17 protein-coding genes are annotated in these 18315 nt (G+C 45.3%); 9 read left to right on the forward strand and 8 right to left on the reverse strand.

From position 1 onward, the window contains the following. Positions 1 to 2: 2 nt before the first annotated feature. The 9 genes from SD450_RS16165 to SD450_RS16205 all read left to right on the forward strand — a co-directional run bounded on the left by SD450_RS16165 (position 3) and on the right by SD450_RS16205 (position 6656). The gene (locus SD450_RS16165; RefSeq protein WP_318345493.1) at positions 3 to 470 is read left to right on the forward strand and encodes a pyridoxamine 5'-phosphate oxidase family protein; all 468 of its coding nucleotides are present in this window, start codon (positions 3 to 5) and stop codon (positions 468 to 470) included. A 149-nt stretch (positions 471 to 619) separates the two neighbouring features. Then, entirely contained in the window at positions 620 to 1819 is a 1200-nt protein-coding gene (locus SD450_RS16170) for a nitrous oxide reductase family maturation protein NosD (protein WP_318345552.1), read from the forward strand. Beyond that, positions 1819 to 2526, forward strand: coding sequence for an ABC transporter ATP-binding protein (locus tag SD450_RS16175; RefSeq protein WP_318345553.1), 708 nt, complete (start codon positions 1819 to 1821; stop codon positions 2524 to 2526). Before SD450_RS16170 ends, SD450_RS16175 begins: the two co-directional genes overlap by 1 nt. Next, complete coding sequence (locus SD450_RS16180) at positions 2519 to 3301, forward strand: ABC transporter permease (protein WP_318345494.1); 783 nt, start codon at positions 2519 to 2521, stop codon at positions 3299 to 3301. Before SD450_RS16175 ends, SD450_RS16180 begins: the two co-directional genes overlap by 8 nt. A 34-nt stretch (positions 3302 to 3335) precedes the next feature. Further along, on the forward strand, positions 3336 to 4550 hold the full coding sequence (locus SD450_RS16185; RefSeq protein ID WP_318345495.1) for a hypothetical protein: 1215 nt from the start codon (positions 3336 to 3338) through the stop codon (positions 4548 to 4550). 118 nt (positions 4551 to 4668) lie between these two features. Further along, a complete protein-coding gene (locus tag SD450_RS16190) occupies positions 4669 to 5103 on the forward strand; it encodes an RrF2 family transcriptional regulator (RefSeq protein WP_318345554.1) in 435 nt (144 codons plus the stop codon). A gap of 53 nt (positions 5104 to 5156) precedes the next feature. Further along, positions 5157 to 5885, forward strand: coding sequence for an iron-sulfur cluster repair di-iron protein (gene ric / locus SD450_RS16195; protein WP_318345496.1), 729 nt, complete (start codon positions 5157 to 5159; stop codon positions 5883 to 5885). Between the two features lie 5 nt (positions 5886 to 5890). Next, positions 5891 to 6352 carry a hemerythrin domain-containing protein gene (locus SD450_RS16200; RefSeq protein ID WP_318345497.1) on the forward strand — a complete coding sequence of 154 codons (462 nt, stop codon included), beginning with the start codon at positions 5891 to 5893 and terminating at the stop codon, positions 6350 to 6352. Beyond that, positions 6333 to 6656 (forward strand): hypothetical protein, encoded by a 324-nt coding sequence (locus SD450_RS16205; protein WP_318345498.1) that lies wholly within the window; start codon positions 6333 to 6335, stop codon positions 6654 to 6656. Before SD450_RS16200 ends, SD450_RS16205 begins: the two co-directional genes overlap by 20 nt. Positions 6657 to 6982: 326 nt before the next feature. Here the strand turns inward: SD450_RS16205 and SD450_RS16210 are convergent, their stop codons facing one another. From SD450_RS16210 to SD450_RS16245, 8 genes are all read right to left on the reverse strand, one after another. Then, a complete protein-coding gene (locus SD450_RS16210) occupies positions 6983 to 7204 on the reverse strand; it encodes a hypothetical protein (protein WP_318345499.1) in 222 nt (73 codons plus the stop codon). A 278-nt stretch (positions 7205 to 7482) separates the two neighbouring features. Beyond that, positions 7483 to 7818, reverse strand: a complete 336-nt coding sequence (locus SD450_RS16215) for a hypothetical protein (protein ID WP_318345500.1) — start codon at positions 7816 to 7818, stop codon at positions 7483 to 7485. A gap of 208 nt (positions 7819 to 8026) precedes the next feature. Beyond that, a complete protein-coding gene (locus tag SD450_RS16220) occupies positions 8027 to 9343 on the reverse strand; it encodes a glycoside hydrolase family 16 protein (protein ID WP_318345501.1) in 1317 nt (438 codons plus the stop codon). Positions 9344 to 9385: 42 nt separating this feature from the next. Further along, positions 9386 to 11122, reverse strand: a complete 1737-nt coding sequence (locus SD450_RS16225; RefSeq protein WP_318345502.1) for a cellulase family glycosylhydrolase — start codon at positions 11120 to 11122, stop codon at positions 9386 to 9388. A gap of 10 nt (positions 11123 to 11132) precedes the next feature. Then, positions 11133 to 12590 carry a glycoside hydrolase family 30 protein gene (locus SD450_RS16230; protein ID WP_318345503.1) on the reverse strand — a complete coding sequence of 486 codons (1458 nt, stop codon included), beginning with the start codon at positions 12588 to 12590 and terminating at the stop codon, positions 11133 to 11135. A gap of 171 nt (positions 12591 to 12761) precedes the next feature. Beyond that, positions 12762 to 13622 (reverse strand): hypothetical protein, encoded by an 861-nt coding sequence (locus tag SD450_RS16235; protein ID WP_318345504.1) that lies wholly within the window; start codon positions 13620 to 13622, stop codon positions 12762 to 12764. Positions 13623 to 13646: 24 nt separating this feature from the next. Further along, a complete protein-coding gene (locus SD450_RS16240; RefSeq protein WP_318345505.1) occupies positions 13647 to 15158 on the reverse strand; it encodes a RagB/SusD family nutrient uptake outer membrane protein in 1512 nt (503 codons plus the stop codon). Positions 15159 to 15168: 10 nt separating this feature from the next. Beyond that, on the reverse strand, positions 15169 to 18291 hold the full coding sequence (locus SD450_RS16245) for a SusC/RagA family TonB-linked outer membrane protein (RefSeq protein ID WP_318345506.1): 3123 nt from the start codon (positions 18289 to 18291) through the stop codon (positions 15169 to 15171). Positions 18292 to 18315: the final 24 nt, after the last annotated feature.

Raw genomic sequence — 18315 nt, forward strand, 5'->3', positions numbered from 1 at the left:
ACATGAGCATGATTGCAGATTTGGAACCTATCAAATGTAACTCACTGTTGACAGACAATTATGTGGGGCGACTGGCCTACATTGCTGACAATGAACCGCATGTGATACCTTCGACTTATTTTTTTGATGCGGATCAGGAGTGTATTTTATGTTTCGCATCCAACGGGCATCGGATAAACGCCCTGAGAAAATGCAATAAAGTCTCTTTTCAAGTTGACAATATAGAGTCGTTTCGTCATTGGCAATCGGTACAGGTACATGGCACTTATCAAGAGCTCAAAGGGGACCACGCCAAAGAATCCTTGAAACGATTTGCGGAAGGCGTAGAACGGACCATAGACCATAAAAATGCGGAACGCCCCCATTTTTTGAGTCATTTTTCCGGTAGGTTGCAAGAAGCGGAAATGCCTGTGGTATATCGCATTGCAGTCACCAAAATAACAGGAAAGTCAGTAGAGAATTTCACCTAAATTAGATGGGATCGAAGAGTATGACATACCATCGGGGCCGCCACATTTTTGGTCGTAGTCTTATAAATTAAATGTAGTGCAGCAAGCAGTATTATTGTATGAAATTAGCTTTTCAACATATAAAATGTATTCTAGGATTTGCTTTTTTGATGGGCTTCCAAATAGGTTCGGCAAACATCTGGACCGTTTGTGGCACCTGTGAAAACAGCTCCATTAAAGAAACCATTTTACGTGCTGCTCCCCATGACACTCTTTTGATTGAAAAAGGCACCTACAAAGAATTTGAACTATTGGTGGACAAACCTTTGGTCATCAAGGGCATCGGTTACCCCATTGTAGATGGGGAAAGGAAAGGGGAAATTTTCAGGGTCACATCGGACAACGTTACCCTGGACGGGCTGTTCCTTATCAATGTAGGGGTGAGCTATACCAAGGACAATGCGGCCATCAGGGTCGTACAGAGCAAAAATTTCCGTATCCAGAATATGGTCCTGGAACAATTGTTCTTTGGCATCTATTTGGAAAAATCATCCCATGGCAAGGTGTACCATAACAGGATCATCGGTAATGCCGTGGACGAATACAATTCTGGCAACGGCATCCAGCTGTGGCATTCCACGGATATCGATGTGCGTAAAAACCATGTACAGGGTACCAGGGACGGCATTTATTTGGAATTCTCGGATCGGATCACCATCACCGATAATATAAGCATGGACAATCTTCGTTATGGACTCCACTTCATGTTTTCGAACCATGACCTCTATTCCAACAACACCTTTGAAAACAATGGGGCCGGGGTTGCGGTCATGTTCTCCAAGTTCATCACCATGAAAGACAACACTTTCCGAAAGAATTGGGGCACTGCGGCCTATGGAATGTTGTTGAAGGAGATCAACGATGCGGAGATCAGTGGGAACACCTTTGAGGAAAATACCATTGGCATCAATATCGAGGGATCGAACCGGATCAAATACCTCAACAATAATTTTATCAACAATGGCTGGGCCATTCGTGTGATCGGGGCCTGTTATACCAATAGTTTCAAGGGCAACAATTTCCTGTACAATTCCTTTGACATCTCCTATAACAGCAAATTGAACGATAATGTATTTGAAGGCAACTTTTGGAGCAGCTATACCGGTTACGATCTGGACAAGGATGGTTTTGGCGATGTACCCTATCGTCCGGTCAAATTATTTTCCTACGTGGTGAACCGCACGCCGGAAACCATTGTACTGTTGCGAAGCCTGTTCATGGACATCATCGATTTCTCTGAACGGGTATCCCCTGTTTTTACGCCGGATAATTTAGAAGATGCCCAACCTTTAATGAAACTACGGTCATGATCATTGAAATAAAGAATCTGCATAAAAAATTTGGAAAAAATCAAGTATTGAAAGGGGTGGACCTTACCATTGAGGAAGGCCATATCTATGCCATACTTGGTCCCAATGGCTCGGGAAAAACCACTCTCATCAAGAGTATCCTGGGCATGGTGGTTCCCAATAAAGGAAAGATTTCGGTGTTGGGGGAACCTATAAATAAGGGATGGAAATACCGTAAAAAAATCGATTACCTACCGCAGATCGCCAACTTTCCCCCCAACATCAAGGTCAAGGAACTGATCAACATGATCAAAGACCTCCGGAACAGTCCTGCAGCGGAAGAAGAGCTTATAACGGTATTTGGCCTGGAACCTTTCCTGAACAAAAAACTGTCCACCTTATCCGGAGGCACCAAACAAAAGGTGAACATCCTTTTGACCTTTATGTTCGAAAGCCCCTTGATCATTCTTGATGAGCCCACCACAGGGTTGGACCCCAAGGCATTGATCCGCCTGAAGGAACTGATCCAAAAAGAGAAGGGCCGAGGAAAAACCGTTTTGATCACCTCCCACATCATGCAATTTGTGGAGGAAATGGCCGATGAAATCCTGTACCTGCTGGAAGGGGAGATTTATTTTAAAGGAAGTATTGCACAACTGTTGGAGCAGACCGAACAAACTGATTTTGAACATGCCATTGCGGCCATAACAACCCACAGCCATGCTTAAGATACTGAAATACAGTTTTTACGACCTGATACGCAGCCGTTGGAGCTATGTCTATTTTTTGTTCTATCTGGCACTGGGATTTGTTTTGTTGTTTCTGAACAATGATGTTTCCAAGGCAGTGATCACTTTGATGAACGTCATCATCGTCCTGATTCCCCTGATCGGGACCATATTCGGGGTGATGTACTATTACAATTCCAGGGAATTTACCGAACTGTTATTGGCACAACCCATCAAAAGAAGTTCCATTTTCCTAGGTCAGTATTTTGGTGTGGCAGGTTCGCTGACATTGAGTTTGGTGTTGGGATTAGGGATTCCCTTTGTTCTGTACGGCCTACTTAGAAGCAATGCCATTTTTGATTTTACACTGTTACTGGTCACCGGGGCGTTCCTGACCTTCATCTTTGTGGGACTTTCCTTTGTGATCGCCATATCCAATGAAAACAAGATCAAGGGATTTGGTTATGCCGTATTGTTATGGCTCTTTTTGGCCGTGGTCTATGACGGACTATTCCTGATGTCCCTCATCGTTTTCGAGGAATATCCCCTGGACACTTTTTCCTTGGTGGCCACTGCGCTGAACCCAATTGACCTTTCCCGCATTCTCATATTGCTCAAATTGGACATTTCTGCCCTCTTGGGATATACCGGGGCCATTTTTAAAAAGTTCTTTGGAACGGATCTCGGTTTCGTTGTTTCGATGTCCATTCTACTACTTTGGACAGTTTTGCCCATTCTGGTTTTGCAATACAAAGCCAAAAGAAAGGATTTCTAAAGGGGATTTGATAATTTGCTAAAAAAGCTATAGCATGAAAGGCAACCTTCACCGACGACATCTTGGCATTGCCCTAGGCTATTTTGCCATTGCGGCCGTATTGGGACTGTTGCTCCGCTTCTACCCCATTCCCTCCTTCGGCTTCAACTATAGGTATATTATCCACGCCCATTCACACATTGCCCTCTTGGGATGGGTGTATGTGGCCTTGACCACGTTGCTCCATTATTGCTTTGTTGACAAGACAACATCCAACAAAAGGTACACGTATATCTTTTGGGGCACACAAGGCACTTTGATCGGGATGTTGCTCACCTTCCCGTTTCAAGGGTATGCCCTCTTTTCGATTCTGTTTTCCACCCTCTTTTTGATTGTATCCTATGTTTACACCTATCATTTCTGGAAAAACATTGATTCCAAATATAAAAAAAGAGGAAGCCTACAATGCGTGAAAGCGGCCTTGGTCTATATGGTCATCTCCAGTTTGGGGCCTTGGGCATTGGGAGCTATCATGAGCACTTTGGGAGCCCAATCCATTTGGTACCGCTTGTCCATCTACTTTTATTTACATTTTCAATACAATGGCTGGATGGTGTTGGCCTTGCTTGGGCTGTTTCTATTCATTTTGGAGCAACGGGATCTTACAGTTCCAAAGAAAAGCTTTGTTCGCTTTTTCCAGACCATCAATATGGGCATTGTCCTTACTTTTTTTCTGTCAACGCTATGGACGGAACCCTCTATGGCATTCTACCTTCTGGGTGGACTTGGGGCCGTTGCCCAGCTCTATGCCTTGATATACTTGTGGACACGCACCAAGGGAAAGGTAATCCAATTGCACCTTTCAAATCTGCAAAATATATTGCTACGGACGGTTGTTATCCTTACTGGGCTGAAAATGCTGTTGCAACTGATCACCGCTCTCCCCTATTTTGCCCAAATGGCCGCCACATATCTTGATTTTACCATTGGCTATCTGCATTTGACGTTCTTGGGGGTCATCAGTGTTGGGCTGTTCTTTTTTATGGATCATTTTGGGTTGTTTCGGATATCGAAGAAATCCTACCTCTTGTATTTTTTGGGTTTCCTTTTTACGGAATGCCTTATTTTCTATAAAGGCGTTGCGGCCTGGCAAAAATGGACTGTTTTTAGTGGGTATATGTCGCTCTTGGCCATTTGTTCCCTTTTGATTCTTTTTGGTGTGCTCATCTTATTGATCCAAAACTTAAGTAAAAAATCAAAAATTGCATGATCGGACTTTGTAAAACCCTGACCGGATATTTTTTTGATTTATTCAGGAATAAATAATAAAGGACATTTTTATCTTATTTATTTATTCCTTACCTTTGTATGGCTTTAAATTGCTAATGATGTTTTCAAAAGCTTGTGAATATGGCATTCGGGCAGCAGTATATATTGCGCTGCAATCCTTGGACAACAGACGTGTCAGCGTTACCGAAATTGCCGAGGAAATAGATTCCCCTGTCGCTTTCACGGCAAAGATTCTTCAGCAACTCACAAGGAACAATATTGTCCATTCGGTAAAGGGACCCACAGGAGGGTTTGAAATTGATCGGGAGGCTATGGACACGGTAAAATTGAGCAAAATTGTCAAAGCCATTGATGGCGATAAGATCTATGTGGGTTGCGGATTGGGCCTCAAAGAATGTAATGCCGATAGACCATGTCCCCTTCACGATAAGTTTGTGGATATCCGCACCGATTTAAGAACAATGTTACAAAGCACTAGCTTGTATGAGCTTGCCACTGGCCTAGAGGTAGGCTTGACCTATTTGAAACGATAAAAAAATTTAGATCAATAAAGGACATTTTTGTCCGAATAATAAAATTATAAAACATGAACGACACAAAGGAAAAAACAATTGGACAAATGGTGGCAGAGGACTATCGGACTGCCCAGGTATTCAAATCACACAAAATAGATTTTTGCTGCAAAGGAGACCGCACCCTACAGGAAGTTGTAGCGAAAAAAGGGCTGCACCTGGAAACCCTGTTGGAAGAACTTGATGCAGTGCAGAACAGCAACAAGGGTGACCAACCTGATTTCAAGACATGGCCCCTTGACCTGTTGATCGATTATATCGAAAAAAAACACCACCGTTATGTGGAACAGCAAATTCCCATTTTAAAACAGTATCTCAACAAGCTTTGTCATGTGCATGGCAACAAACATCCCGAACTCTTTGGCATTTTTGAACATTTCACCACTTCAGCAGGGGAACTGGCCATGCATATGAAGAAAGAGGAACTGGTACTGTTCCCATGGATCCGTAAAATGGTCAGCGCGGCACAGGATGAAAAGGAATTGGGACACCCCCAATTCGGCTCGGTCAAGAATCCCATCCAAATGATGATGGAAGAGCACGACAATGAAGGCGAACGGTTCCGAAAGATTGCTGCGTTGAGCAATGACTACACACCCCCAGCTGATGCCTGCAATACCTATCGGGTTGCCTTCTCGCTCCTCCAGGAATTCGAGGATGACCTACATGGTCATATCCACCTGGAGAACAATATCCTGTTTCCAAAGGCCGAGATCTTGGAAAAAAGAGCATTGAACACGTAAACGGTATGGCCCGTACACCTATCAGACGACACAAGGCTCTTCAGGGAGTAAGCCGTGAACATCATCACGGCCTACTCCTCTGTTGGAAGATTCGGACCGGGATTTCCAAAAAAATAGCAGCGGAACGCATCAAAACCTATGTGGATTGGTTTTATAAGACTTATCTGGTCTCCCATTTTGAGTTTGAGGAACGTCACATCTTCCCCATTCTCGGAAATGACCATCCAGAGGTAAAAAAGGCACTGGCAGACCATAGAAGATTGGTCAGATTGTTCACTTCACCAGAAAATAGCATAAAAACCTTGGTACAAATTGAGGAAGAACTGGAACAACACATTCGATTTGAAGAACGACAACTGTTCAACCATATCCAAGAAGTGGCCAATGAGGCACAAATGGACATCATAGCAAAACACCACAACAATGAAACATTCAACGACAATACCCATGACCCATTCTGGAACTGACCGCAAATCAAATACAACAAAAGGTCTGTACAACCGGTTGCTCATCGAATTCAAAAAAGATCAACTAGGCTATTCAACCATTGCAATCATCGGGCAGAGCTGCCTAGGGTCCGCAGCTGCCATGGTACTTTTGATGGGCCCAATGGAGATGGCAGTAAAGATGACCTTACTCTTCTTTGTCACCATCTTCTGCATGGCCTTTAATGGAGCTGTACTGGCCCAATTAAAACCATTGACCACATTTAATCTTTTGATCCTAAGCCTTGTTTTCAACACGTTGGTCCTTTGTTTCCATCTTATCTAATCAAAGGACAGGCACAAGGAAAGTTTGAAAGGAAGAAGCGTTTTATCTGCTCCTAAAGTACTCTGGTGATGTGGTTCTTTAAAAAAGAATATGGGGACTATCTGCTGGAACACATCCATTTGAAAAACAACATTCTATTTTCAAAAGTGAAGATTTTGGAAAACTAGCCCCTTCACCCACAAAAACATCGCCTCCAATCTTACATCAACATTAACCTACTGCGCTATGGAAACAATTTACAAAACTGTCGAACTTGGAAGACCATGGTGGAAAAAACTGAAAGACTCTTTTTATTTTGAAGAGGTGTGGCGACACTTTCACCATAATTACAAAGCTTTATCTATATTGGCCATCATTATCCAAAACTGCATTTGTTTTATGGCCCTTGTGTTCTTGATCTTAAGTCCATGGCCCATCCTGCTGCAACAATCGCTATTGGTATTCATTTTCACGGGGTGTATGACCTTCAACTTTGTCGTTTTTTTTGGATACCGTTCAAGATCTATCTTACAGCTATGGTTGGCGAATGTCTGTATCAGTAATTGCATTGTTTTGGGAAGCTTATTCTTATAAATTTTAATTGACACTCGAAGTGTTTGTATGGAAACACCTGAGATAGTTTACCACTCTCTTCGGATAAAATCGAACAACCTTCATCTTAACATAAGAATCTGAATTTCAAACTACTAAATCCAAATATTGAATGGCTCAAATTTTCTGTTTTTGATGGTCTAAACCATCTGACTCTTCCAGTCAAACAGCAACTTTTCAAGTTGACCCAGATTCACACCATAAGTTTCGTTACAGGGTACAATGACCACATCCGCTATGGTTTCCATCCAATGCCATAGAACATGGTTGGAGTGATGTTCCATATAAGCGTGAATACCACCTGGGTGCTCATTCTCGGGCAACCTAGGTCTTTGCTCCTCGACATCCGGCCACCGGAATGGCTTGAAAAGGAATGGGTGTTGGCTATATGGGGACCGACCAAGCTCTGCATCGCCTTTTCAATGGGAGCATACAACCTTCCACTGGCTATCCAATCGGAATATATCATCATGATCGATCTACCATGGGAAGCGAACATGGACTCGTTTCCAACAATATCCCCCCTAAATTCCGCAAAATATTTTTCCAGACCTGATGTTTTGGTTACCATAAGTATTTGATGAATTGTTTATTCGTCGTGTTACAACTGCAACACAGAATGCCGGTGCATGCAAAAATGTGCTGTCCAAAAATAGGAAAAACAGCATTTCTGCAATGGAAGACAACATCACCCAAGGAATTGTGGAATCCCAATTGAAATGGGCAATGATCCAAAGGACTATGGGAACTTGATTCAACCTATCTGCGCCAAGAACACTCTATTCCAGGTCATACACCCTCACCCAATCGATATATACCGAACAAGGGAATTGCGCTTCGGGTACGATTGGACCGCCGTACGTGCGGTCACTTCCACCCACTCCTGCACTTAGGATAATGAACATCTTATGTTCGAATGGATGCCATTCTTCAAAATGATTGGAATATTCCGAAACGGTCACTCTTCGCCCATCGATATGGCTTACCGATTTCTCATCCTGTCCGTCTACCGCATAGCCTCCTCCATCATTTAAATAATGTATATGGTAGGTATGGTCGTCCACAAAGAATTCAATCCGGTCATCATACCAGGCAATACCATATTCATGAAATCCTCCACTCCCGGCATTGGAATCGTTTTCCAAAGGAGGAAAACCGCCATATCCCGGTTCTTCGGGGTCAGGAGCTTGCTGGGTTTCGTAGCTATAATAGCCTCCCAAATGGCCGTGGTTCCATTCTTGGTACTCATTGTTCTGCCATTCCCATGCATAATGTACGGTTCCCAAGTTATGATAGGGAATGGAGCCCACATACTCCATGATGTCCACTTCCCCTCCCTGGGGCCACATGATCTCATCAACCGTCACAGGTTTTTCTTGGGGCATCATCCAAAAAGCAAATCCTTGCCCCTGGTGCTTCACCCCTTGTGGAAATATCCTCGCCACAATCCGGTGCCCTGGACCCCATGCCCCTTTATCTTTGGTATTGATACGCCCGCTGGTGTAGTCCCTATCCTGATACATCTCTTTCCGGGTCGTGATGACCAGACATCCTCCATCTGCATCTGCAATTCCATTTGCAAAACTAACATTCGTCACCCTATCCGTGGCCCGGTCCAATTGACCCGTTCCCCAGTCCCCATTTATTCCAGTCCCGGTTTCATAGTTCCATTTAGAAAGGTCCAAGCTTCCATCGTTGAACTCATCGGACCAAACCAATCCTGTACGTTCTTCGACATAAACCGTTATGTTCACGGTCTTGCTCACAAACTGGCCACCGTTATAGGCCGACACAATGATGGTGTAGCTATGGGTGCCTTCTTTGGAAAAGGTATGGGACAGTGTGTTTGAGGTCAATTCTTCCAAATTGCCTTCAATAAGCACCTTGAACAAAGAGGAATTTGTGGCCTGAAATGTAAAATTCACCCTCCCTTCTCCATCTCCATTGGGATTCTCACTGGATTGCCCCACTATTTCGACCGTAACGGTCAAATTGGAAGGAGGGGAAGACATCTCCATTTCTGTTTCACCACCATCTCCCCCACTACAGGCTTGGAGCAGTATGAATATCCCAATACATAGAAATCGCTTCATCATATTTAAAAGTATCGGCGAATGTGGATAAAGTTTTTCAACTGCTTATGGCATATGAAACTCAAGATAGTTGAGATTGAACCCGCCCTTTTCAAAAATTACTTTGATTTTGTGGGTTCCTTCTTTCAGGTCAATTCCTGAAAGGGTTGCTGTTTTATAGGAAGCAGTTCCTCCTGTTGCGGGCAAGACTGCAGAATCCGAAGAGCTAGTACCATCGACTTTCAAATGAAGTTTGCCCGTGCCCTCTGTGCTGGCGTATCTCACGTCCATGGCATAGGTTCCTGTTTTTTCGACCTTTACAGTAAAAAGAAGCCATTCCCCATCCTGTATGTTAAAAACCTCAAAGCCATTGCTCTTGCTGTCCGAAGAGTTTTGGATATCCACGCCGTCATTCCGCATTTTACGCCCTTTGTTCCATGCCCCCTGCTCCCCGGTACTCACCCGATAATTGATGTAATCGGCATCTTTGTATGCATAATTTTGGGTCCCCATATCATAATCCGTGGCATAGATAAGTCCTGGAATCGAATGGTCCTTGTAAGCCTTGGTCTCAAAAGTCTGCACTTGACGGAACATGGCGTCAATCACATCGGGCTTGATGGTCACATTTTCCATTTTGTAGTTTTCGGCCAACTGCATCAAGGTTTTTTGGGCAAAGGCGACCGTAGGCTTTTTCCCCCCGTTTTGCCAATAGCCCAATAGCGTTTCATATTCGGGCGTTTTCGTCACCGAAGTGACCCCGGCTATATTGTCCACCTTTTTCATGGGCCAAAATGCCCAACCGATATTGTGGGATTCCATCAGGGTCAGTGCATCCTTGAACCATACATTGGAATTTTCGCCGCTTTCCCCCAACCAAATCGGGGCGTTGTACTTCTCGCGATAGTCCAATACTTGCTGGATGGATTCCGTTGTATTGAAGTTCCAGTATTTGTGGAAACTGATGACCATATTATCGTCCCACAGCGGAAAAATGCCATTGTAGTTGTTGCCCCAGCAATTCCCTTCGATATAGATGATGTGGTTGGTATCGATCTTACGGATGGCGGTTGTGATGTCCACCATCAACTGGCGCAAGGGTGCGTTGTTCTTTTCGTCACAACCGTTTGGGTTTTCCCCTTCAAAGTTCCAGTTGGGTTCATTGACAATATCATACCCGCCCATCCACGGATGATCCTTATACCGTTCGGCCATCTTTTCCCAAAAGGCTATCATCTTCTGCTTATTGGCCTCGCTTTCCCAAAGGGAAGGTTTGGTAGCGTCATAATCCGAAATATTGGCATCATGACCCTGTCCTCCTGGTGCTGCATGAAGGTCAAGAATAAGGTACATCTCGTTATCCGCGCACCATTCCAAAAGATCGTCTGTCATGGAAAAACCCTTTTCCAACCAAGTATTCCCTCCATTCTTTTCTTCCTCAATGGGAGGGGTGTAGAGATTGTAGTGCATGGGCAACCGCACCGAATTGAACCCCCATGCCTTTAGCGAATCAATGTCCCTTTTGGTGATCCCGTTGGCCAGATAGGCCTCATAGAAGGCTTCGGTGTTTTCCTTACCAATGAGTTCCGTGATCTTTTGTTTGATGGCATGTTGTGGTCCGGCAAAACTGGCCGTCTGCAACATATAGCCCTCCTGTACCATCCACCCACCAAGTCCGAGGCCTCTCAAAAGGACATTGTTCCCTTGTGCATCCACGATCTTCTGACCATCGGTGTGCAAAAACCCTTGTCCAAAAACGGTGGCATTGATCAAAAGAGCTAAAAAATATATTGATTTTTTCATGCGATAGATTTTATTGTTCCCAAACATACGTGGCAACGGCCCCACTGTCCAGCGTGGCGGTCACCCATTGGTTCTTGTATTTGATATTGAATGAGGTAATGGCCGCTCCATCGTTTTCCACGATAAGGACCATCTGGCCCTCCGGAGTCCTAAAGGCCACATTTTGAAGGTCGCCCTGTATGTTGGAGCCCACCCGGACCGAACCTGAAGGAACAAATTTTGAGGCATGGGCCACAATATAGTAGCCCACGTTGCGGGTAATGTTCCCACCTGAACTGATGGTAAGTCCTCCTTTGCAGACGGTGCACCCACCTTCGGTGTGTGGACCAAAGTTTTCATTGTTGGCCAAGTTCCATTCCAAGGCATTCTTGCTCCAGTTGCGCATGGACCCAATGATCACATTTTTTAAATGCCATTTCAAATCCCCTTCAAAAGAACCGCTCGAAGAGGTATACTGTTCTGTAAAATAAAGATTCTTTTCAGGAAACGCATTGTGTACGGTAGAGAGTGCGCTAATCTCACCATTGTACAGGTGGAATGCGGAACCATCCACATAGGGATTCGTGTCCGGATCACTGAGTACTGTGATGGGGTATTGTGGATTGTCGCAATTATGGTCCCATACGATGATCTTGGTGGTGATCCCTGCACTGGAAAAGGTAGGGCCTAGGTGATTTTTGATAAAATCCGATTGTTCTTCAGCGGTCATGACCATACTAGGATTGTTCCCGTCATGCATGGGTTCGTTCTGTATGGTGATGGCATCCAAAACTATTCCTTCGGCTTCCATAGCTTCGAGATACTTTACAAAATATTGGGCATACACTCCATAATATTGTGGTTGAAGGCTACCTCCCACAAAGCTACCGTTGTCCTTCATCCAGACCGGGGCGGACCAGGGAGAACCCATAATTTTCAAATTGGGGTTGATTTCCAAAATCTCCTTGAGAACGGCCACGACGCCGTCCATATCCGGTTCCAGACTAAAATGGGCCAAAGCTTCATCGGTTTCCCCTTCGGGCATATCATTATAGGTGAAAGGGGCTTCATTGAGATCGGATGCACCAATACTTATCCTTAGATAACTTATGCCTATATCACCTTCCGAAGTACCAAAAAGTTCCTGCAAAAGTGCATCTTTCTTATCCGTATTCAATTGATTGATGACCGCTGCACTGCCCCCCGTCAACGTAAATCCAAAACCATCTATGGTCTGATAGGTCAAGGATTCGTCCACTGTAATGGTGGGAAACGTGTTCGAAGTGGTCCCAAAGGACAGGATCTTGTCTTGTTTTTTCAACAACACGCTCTGGTTCGAGAGCGTCAACCAAGCCTCCACATCACTTGTGGTAGCTGGCGGATCGTTACTTGGAGGATTGTTATCCGGTGTCTGTCCCACATCATCGTTACCACTATCTCCTGAAGAGGAACAGTGGGTCATAGGCAGCAGAAGTGCCCAGACTGCCATTACAACTATATTCTTTCTAATCATCTTTATCTTCTTTCTTTATCTTGACCAATGTGCAAACCATATGTACCAATTGTATGTCAGTGATGGCAATACTCTAAAAATAGCCCATGGCCAAGAAGACCATGGGCCTTGAATTAAAAAAACTAACTCAAATCAACTAATTTGTTCTTAATTGGTTCCTCTAAGCTCTACATTATCAATAGTGATAGCTCCCACATTTCCGCCTCCGCACTTGACGACCAGATAGACCGTGGTGTCGGTATCAAAACTTACAATATTCCCTTCACCTGCACAGCTAAGTTGGGAAAGTTTGCCACTAAATGGTGCATTGCCACAACCATTCCAAGTGTTCAAACCTATCTTGGTGCCATCGGCGGAATAATCGGATCCTTGAACAGGTCCTGTTGTCGATACATAGACCTCAAACCAGGTATCTACCGATCCTTCTCCCTGCACTGTCATATCCACTGCATAGTTTTTACCACCTTGCACTTCTATGGCCTGAAAGATGCCCTGTTGGTTCCAATCACTTGCCGTAATGGTAGCGGTACCTGAGCCAAAGGTCCAATTTGCCCCTGATGCACTTATGTTCAAAATGGTCCATTGGGCAATATCCTCTTCGGTTTCAAATTTTCCACCGACAACCAGGTTTCCTGCATTGGGATCGGACTCTTCGACAACCAGTTCTTGGGAACTGCTTATGGTTGTACCTCCCCTTCCTATGGCAATGTGGGTAATGGTATAGCTCCCCGCATCAGGTAAAAAGATTTCCTCTGTGGACTTACCTTGGTATATCCCCTCTCCGATGTTCCATTTGGAGGCAATGACATTGGTGGTGTTAGCCTCCAGGACATATCTGTTCGCCTGCCCTTCCACAGGGGTTATCGTGAAGGATGCATCCACATTGGTATCAGACAATCCATTGTTGCCAAAGGAACCCTCTGGGGTACAGGAAGCCACTATGATCATGCCAAATATGGGCAGGATGATCCATCTATAGTTATTGGTTATTTTATGTTTTAAACTCATAACAGCATTCATTTTTTAGGTTGATCAATAGTTGGGATTTTGAACAATCAAAGTGTTTTCCATTTCTCGCAGCGGGATTGGGAGCACTTCGTTTTTTCCTGCAACAAACCCTTTATCTGCCAAGGCAGTGGCGGCATTCCCTGTCCGGACCAAATCGAACCATCTATGTCCTTCCCCAGCCAACTCGATACGCCTTTCATTCCAAATGGCCTGCATGGACACAGGAACCGGTGTCAACCCCACTCTGGCCCGTACTGCATCCAGTAGGGCCTGCGCCCTTGCACCCGAACCACCCAAGGCCTCTGCTTCCAAGAGATAGGTATCGGCCAAACGGATCATATAGACGTGCTGCTGATAATTTAATTCCTTGACCCCTCCGCCCGTGGTGGCATCGCTGTTCAGCGGCATGAACTTTTTCAAATAGTACCCTGTGTCCTGGTCACCTTTCAAGTATTCTATTTCCCCTGCTTCCTCATATGCTTTTAGATTGGCGATGGTCTCGTCAAACCTAGGGTCATTCTCAATCACATCGTAGAATTCCTCGGTAAAAACATTGAAACTCCAACCCGGTGCAAAGTCGGGCGCGGTGGAAGTAGCACTTCTTACATAGCTACGGGGCCCCACCATGATATTGATACTGTTGCCCTCATCGGCGCCAGAGCCCCAAAAACCCCAGTCCGCGTTACTTTGATTGGTATTGGTGGTCTCCAAAATAGATTCCGAATTGAAGGTATTGCTGAAATCCCACAGATCGGCAAAATCGTCTAACAAACGGTACCCATATTTACTGGTTCCGCCCGGTGTTCCATTGACTTCGGCCAGTTCCGCAGCGGCTTGGCTATTCTTTCCATTGTAGAGATACACTTTTCCCAACAGTGCCTGGGCCGCTCCTTTGGAGAAGCGTCCTGCCTCTGTGGAAAGGTTCACCATATCGGGAAGGCCGTTCTTTGCTTCTTCCAAGTCAGTCTCAATCTGTGCATACACGGCTTCTTTCGACGCCTGCTCCACATTGTATATCTCCGCTGTTGGAAGCGGTTCCACAATGAGTGGGATGTTTCCGAACATCCGTACCAATTGAAAATAAAAATAGGCACGAAGGGCTTTGGCCTCTGCAGTAAACCTCGTCCTATTGCCTTCGCCCATTGGGATTTCGGGCAGTTTGGAAAGCAACACATTGGCCCTGAATATGCCTTGGAAATAATCGTTCCAATAACTTGCAGGGATGTTGGAGGCCGTAATGGTGTAATTGGCAAACGCATGGATTCCAGCTCCATCGTCAGGCCCCCCACCACCGGCGTGGTGATCGTCCGAGCCGGCATTCATCATCGTCACCATGTTCTCAAACCCCCTGGATTCCTTGCCCAAAACGTCGTAGATGGCTATCAAACCGGAGTAGGCTTGACTTTCATTGCTATAATAGTTCTCTTCCAAATAGGTCCCTTTGGGTTCCACATCCAAAAACTCCTTGGTACAGGAAATGAATGCCAAAACCAAGATTGAACCAAAAACCAACTTATTTATGTTTCTCAGTTTCATACTCTTTTTTTTAGAATTGTAGATTAATGCCCAACATTCCCGATCTGGCCTGTGGGTAATAGCCCCGATCTATGCCAAATACATTGCCCCCTATTTCCGGGTCAAATCCTGTGTATTTTGTAAACGTGACCAGGTTTTCCCCTGTCACATACAACCGAATTTTGGAGATCCCCACTTTGCCCAAAACTTCTTGTGGCAAGGTGTACCCGAACTGTATGGTCTTGAACCTCAGGTAATCCCCGTCTTCCAAATAGAAATCGGAGGGGTTGGTAAAGTTCTTATTGGTGTCATTGGTCGTAAGCCTTGGAAAAGAGTTGGACGAACCTTCCCCGGACCATCTGCCCAAAGCGGATGTCTGGAAATTGGCACTCCCAATATCCAACCGTCTCAAGGCCTGGAAAATCTTGTTGCCCGCAGCGCCTTGTGCAAATACGAGCAGGTCAAAATTCTTGTAGTTCACATTAAGGTTGATACCAAAGGTCACCTTGGGTATGGAGCTTCCTAGGAAATCCCTGTCATCATCGGTTATCGAACCATCGCCATTGACATCCTTCCACCTAAAATCCCCTGGTTTGGCGACAGGCTGCATTGGTGCCCCTTCAGAATTCACATAGGCGTCTATCTCTGCCTGATTCTGAAAGATACCATCGGTCACAAAACCATAAAATGAATTGACAGGTTGCCCCACTTGGGTGCGGGTAATCGGAAAGGTACTGGCCTGCACCGTAGTGCCGCCTGATAAAAACTCGACGCCTTCACCTAAAAAGGTGACCTCATTGTGCACTGTGGACATATTGCCACTCAATGAAAATCTAAAATCACCAAAACTACGGTTATAGCTCAGCCCAAGGTCCACACCTTTGTTTTCCATATCGGCCACATTGCCTGCCGGACTTCCGGTGGCCCCGACATAACCTGGAAGGGGCACGTCCCTTAAAATACCCGTTGTTTTTTTGTAGTACCAATCAAAGGTCACGTTCAATCCGTTGAAAAGGGTCGCATCCAAACCGATATTGGTCTGGCTGGTCTCTTCCCATTTCAAATCGGGGTTGGCAGGTGCATCGGGACTGTTCCCTATGACCACAGATCCAGTATTGCCCACAGGGTAATTACGGCCGTCACCTATGGTGGAGAGGTATTTGAAATCCCCGATCTGGTCACTGCCCGTAACCCCATAGCTTCCACGGATCTTCAATTGGTTCACGATATTGTTCTCTGGCCAAAAGTTTTCCTTATTGGCCGCCCATCCCGCTGAAAAGGATGGAAATATCCCAAACTTATTATTGGACCCGAAACGACTTGAGCCGTCACGTCGCACAATGCCCGTGAACAGGTATTTTTCTTGGTAGGCATAGTTCAGTCTTGCAAAAAGCGATGTGACCTTATGGATCACCCCTGTATAAGCACTGGCGTTGATCTGCTCTGTGGGAATGTCAAAATTGAAGGATGCATCCTTGTAATTGTTCACCGGTATATTGTTATAGGTTATGGACTGTCCTTCCGTGATATTGTCCACATAGACGCCTTGACCCAACAGAACGGTAAAATCGTGTCCCCCTAGGGTCTTGTTGTAGGAAGCGGTATTTTCAATGTTCCAGCCAAAACCTTTGTTGGTGTTCCTGCTCAGGCTATTCTGGGAAGTCACAAAGGAAGAGGTCAAAAAGGCAACTGGATTAAAGGATTCCCCGCCCCAATAAGCGAGCTTGCCCCCAAAGGTGCTCCGTATCCTCAAATTTTCAATGGGCTCCACCTCAACATAGGCATTGCCCACAAAATTGTCCGACCAGCTATGGTTCCCCAACCTTGTTTTGGTAAAGGCCAAGGGATTGGTCATCTCTTGTCCGACCAAAGTGGAAATGCCATAAGGAAAGCCATTTGGTGCCAAAATAAGGTCTGGTCGTAAACTTCCGGTTCCATCCACATAGGGAACCCCGCTCAAAACAGCAGGATCGGTCTCTATTGCAGGTGTTATTGGATCCAAATTGACCGCAGATGATAAAGGACCACCATAGAAGGTGTTCCCATCGATCGCCGCATTTTTTTCATTGGAATATCCAAAAGTCTGGCCCACCCTTATGTAATCGTTGATTTGATGTGTGGAGTTCAACCGGAAATTCTTTCTGATGTAATGGGAAATGTCCGAAACCACGATACCCTCTTGATCCAAGTAACCAAAAGAGGCATAAAACGTGGATTTTTCACTTCCACCGCTCACGCTGATCTCATGGTCTTCCCGTTTGGCACTGTTGCTAAAGATCTGTTCCTGCCAATCCGTTCCCTTTCCATAGGATTCCGGATTCGGAAAAAGGATACTCCCTCCACCAGCCACTGAGGCTTCGTTACGCAAAGTGGCATATTGGGTGGCATTCAGAAGATCCAGCTTTCTTGCTGGGGCCGACATGCCCGTGTAGCCATTGTAATTAATGGACAATTTACCAGATCTACCACTTTTGGTGGTGACAAGGATAACCCCGGCGGCCGCCCGAGATCCGTAAATGGCTGCCGAGGCAGCGTCCTTCAATACCTCAATGGAAGCAATATCGGATTGGTTGAGATAGCCGATACCCCCTGCATCTACGATCACACCATCCACAACCCAAAGGGGTTCGTTGTTGTTCAGGGTAGTGATTCCCCGGACACGAATGGTGGATGCTGCACCAGGTTGCCCAGAATTTGCAGCGATGGTGATACCAGATGCCCTACCCTGTAGGGATTGCTCTACCCGGTTGATGGGCAGATCCTGAAGGTCACTCTCCTTCACCCCGGATATGGCACCGGTGACCACGCTCTTTTTTTGGGTACCGTACCCTACGACCACAATTTCATCCAGCAGACTCACATCAGGTTGTAATGTGATCTCGATCTGGGACCTACCAGCGATTGCTTCTTCTGCTAGCGTGTATCCAACATAGCTGAAAACCAAGGTTCCATCTGAAGGGACCTCTATTTCAAAATTCCCATCAAAATCCGTGGTGGTGCCCCTGGATGTATTTTTGAGAATAACAGATGCTCCTGGAAGGGGAGCACCACTTTCATCCTTGACCGTACCTCGGACAGTTGAGTCCTGGGCCTGTACGAGCACGGTAAACAGTAAAGATAAAGCACATAATACATATGACTTTGTTAGCTTCATGTGTTGTTAGTTTAAGTTAATTAA

This window comes from Flagellimonas baculiformis (assembly GCF_033441575.1).
In the GTDB taxonomy this organism is placed as follows: Bacteria; Bacteroidota; Bacteroidia; order Flavobacteriales; family Flavobacteriaceae; genus Flagellimonas; species Flagellimonas baculiformis.

What these genes read in the sequence shown, in the direction of transcription:
- SD450_RS16225 (WP_318345502.1), bottom strand. Translation starts at nt 11,122, where the DNA reads ATGAAAAAATCAATATATTTTTTAGCTCTTTTGATCAATGCCACCGTT.
- SD450_RS16190 (WP_318345554.1), top strand. Translation starts at nt 4,669, where the DNA reads ATGTTTTCAAAAGCTTGTGAATATGGCATTCGGGCAGCAGTATATATT.
- SD450_RS16230 (WP_318345503.1), bottom strand. Translation starts at nt 12,590, where the DNA reads ATGGCAGTCTGGGCACTTCTGCTGCCTATGACCCACTGTTCCTCTTCA.
- SD450_RS16180 (WP_318345494.1), top strand. Translation starts at nt 2,519, where the DNA reads ATGCTTAAGATACTGAAATACAGTTTTTACGACCTGATACGCAGCCGT.
- SD450_RS16215 (WP_318345500.1), bottom strand. Translation starts at nt 7,818, where the DNA reads ATGGTAACCAAAACATCAGGTCTGGAAAAATATTTTGCGGAATTTAGG.
- ric (WP_318345496.1), top strand. Translation starts at nt 5,157, where the DNA reads ATGAACGACACAAAGGAAAAAACAATTGGACAAATGGTGGCAGAGGAC.
- SD450_RS16240 (WP_318345505.1), bottom strand. Translation starts at nt 15,158, where the DNA reads ATGAAACTGAGAAACATAAATAAGTTGGTTTTTGGTTCAATCTTGGTT.
- SD450_RS16205 (WP_318345498.1), top strand. Translation starts at nt 6,333, where the DNA reads ATGACCCATTCTGGAACTGACCGCAAATCAAATACAACAAAAGGTCTG.
- SD450_RS16170 (WP_318345552.1), top strand. Translation starts at nt 620, where the DNA reads ATGGGCTTCCAAATAGGTTCGGCAAACATCTGGACCGTTTGTGGCACC.
- SD450_RS16210 (WP_318345499.1), bottom strand. Translation starts at nt 7,204, where the DNA reads ATGCAATTACTGATACAGACATTCGCCAACCATAGCTGTAAGATAGAT.
- SD450_RS16245 (WP_318345506.1), bottom strand. Translation starts at nt 18,291, where the DNA reads ATGAAGCTAACAAAGTCATATGTATTATGTGCTTTATCTTTACTGTTT.
- SD450_RS16200 (WP_318345497.1), top strand. Translation starts at nt 5,891, where the DNA reads ATGGCCCGTACACCTATCAGACGACACAAGGCTCTTCAGGGAGTAAGC.
- SD450_RS16235 (WP_318345504.1), bottom strand. Translation starts at nt 13,622, where the DNA reads ATGAGTTTAAAACATAAAATAACCAATAACTATAGATGGATCATCCTG.
- SD450_RS16220 (WP_318345501.1), bottom strand. Translation starts at nt 9,343, where the DNA reads ATGATGAAGCGATTTCTATGTATTGGGATATTCATACTGCTCCAAGCC.
- SD450_RS16185 (WP_318345495.1), top strand. Translation starts at nt 3,336, where the DNA reads ATGAAAGGCAACCTTCACCGACGACATCTTGGCATTGCCCTAGGCTAT.
- SD450_RS16165 (WP_318345493.1), top strand. Translation starts at nt 3, where the DNA reads ATGAGCATGATTGCAGATTTGGAACCTATCAAATGTAACTCACTGTTG.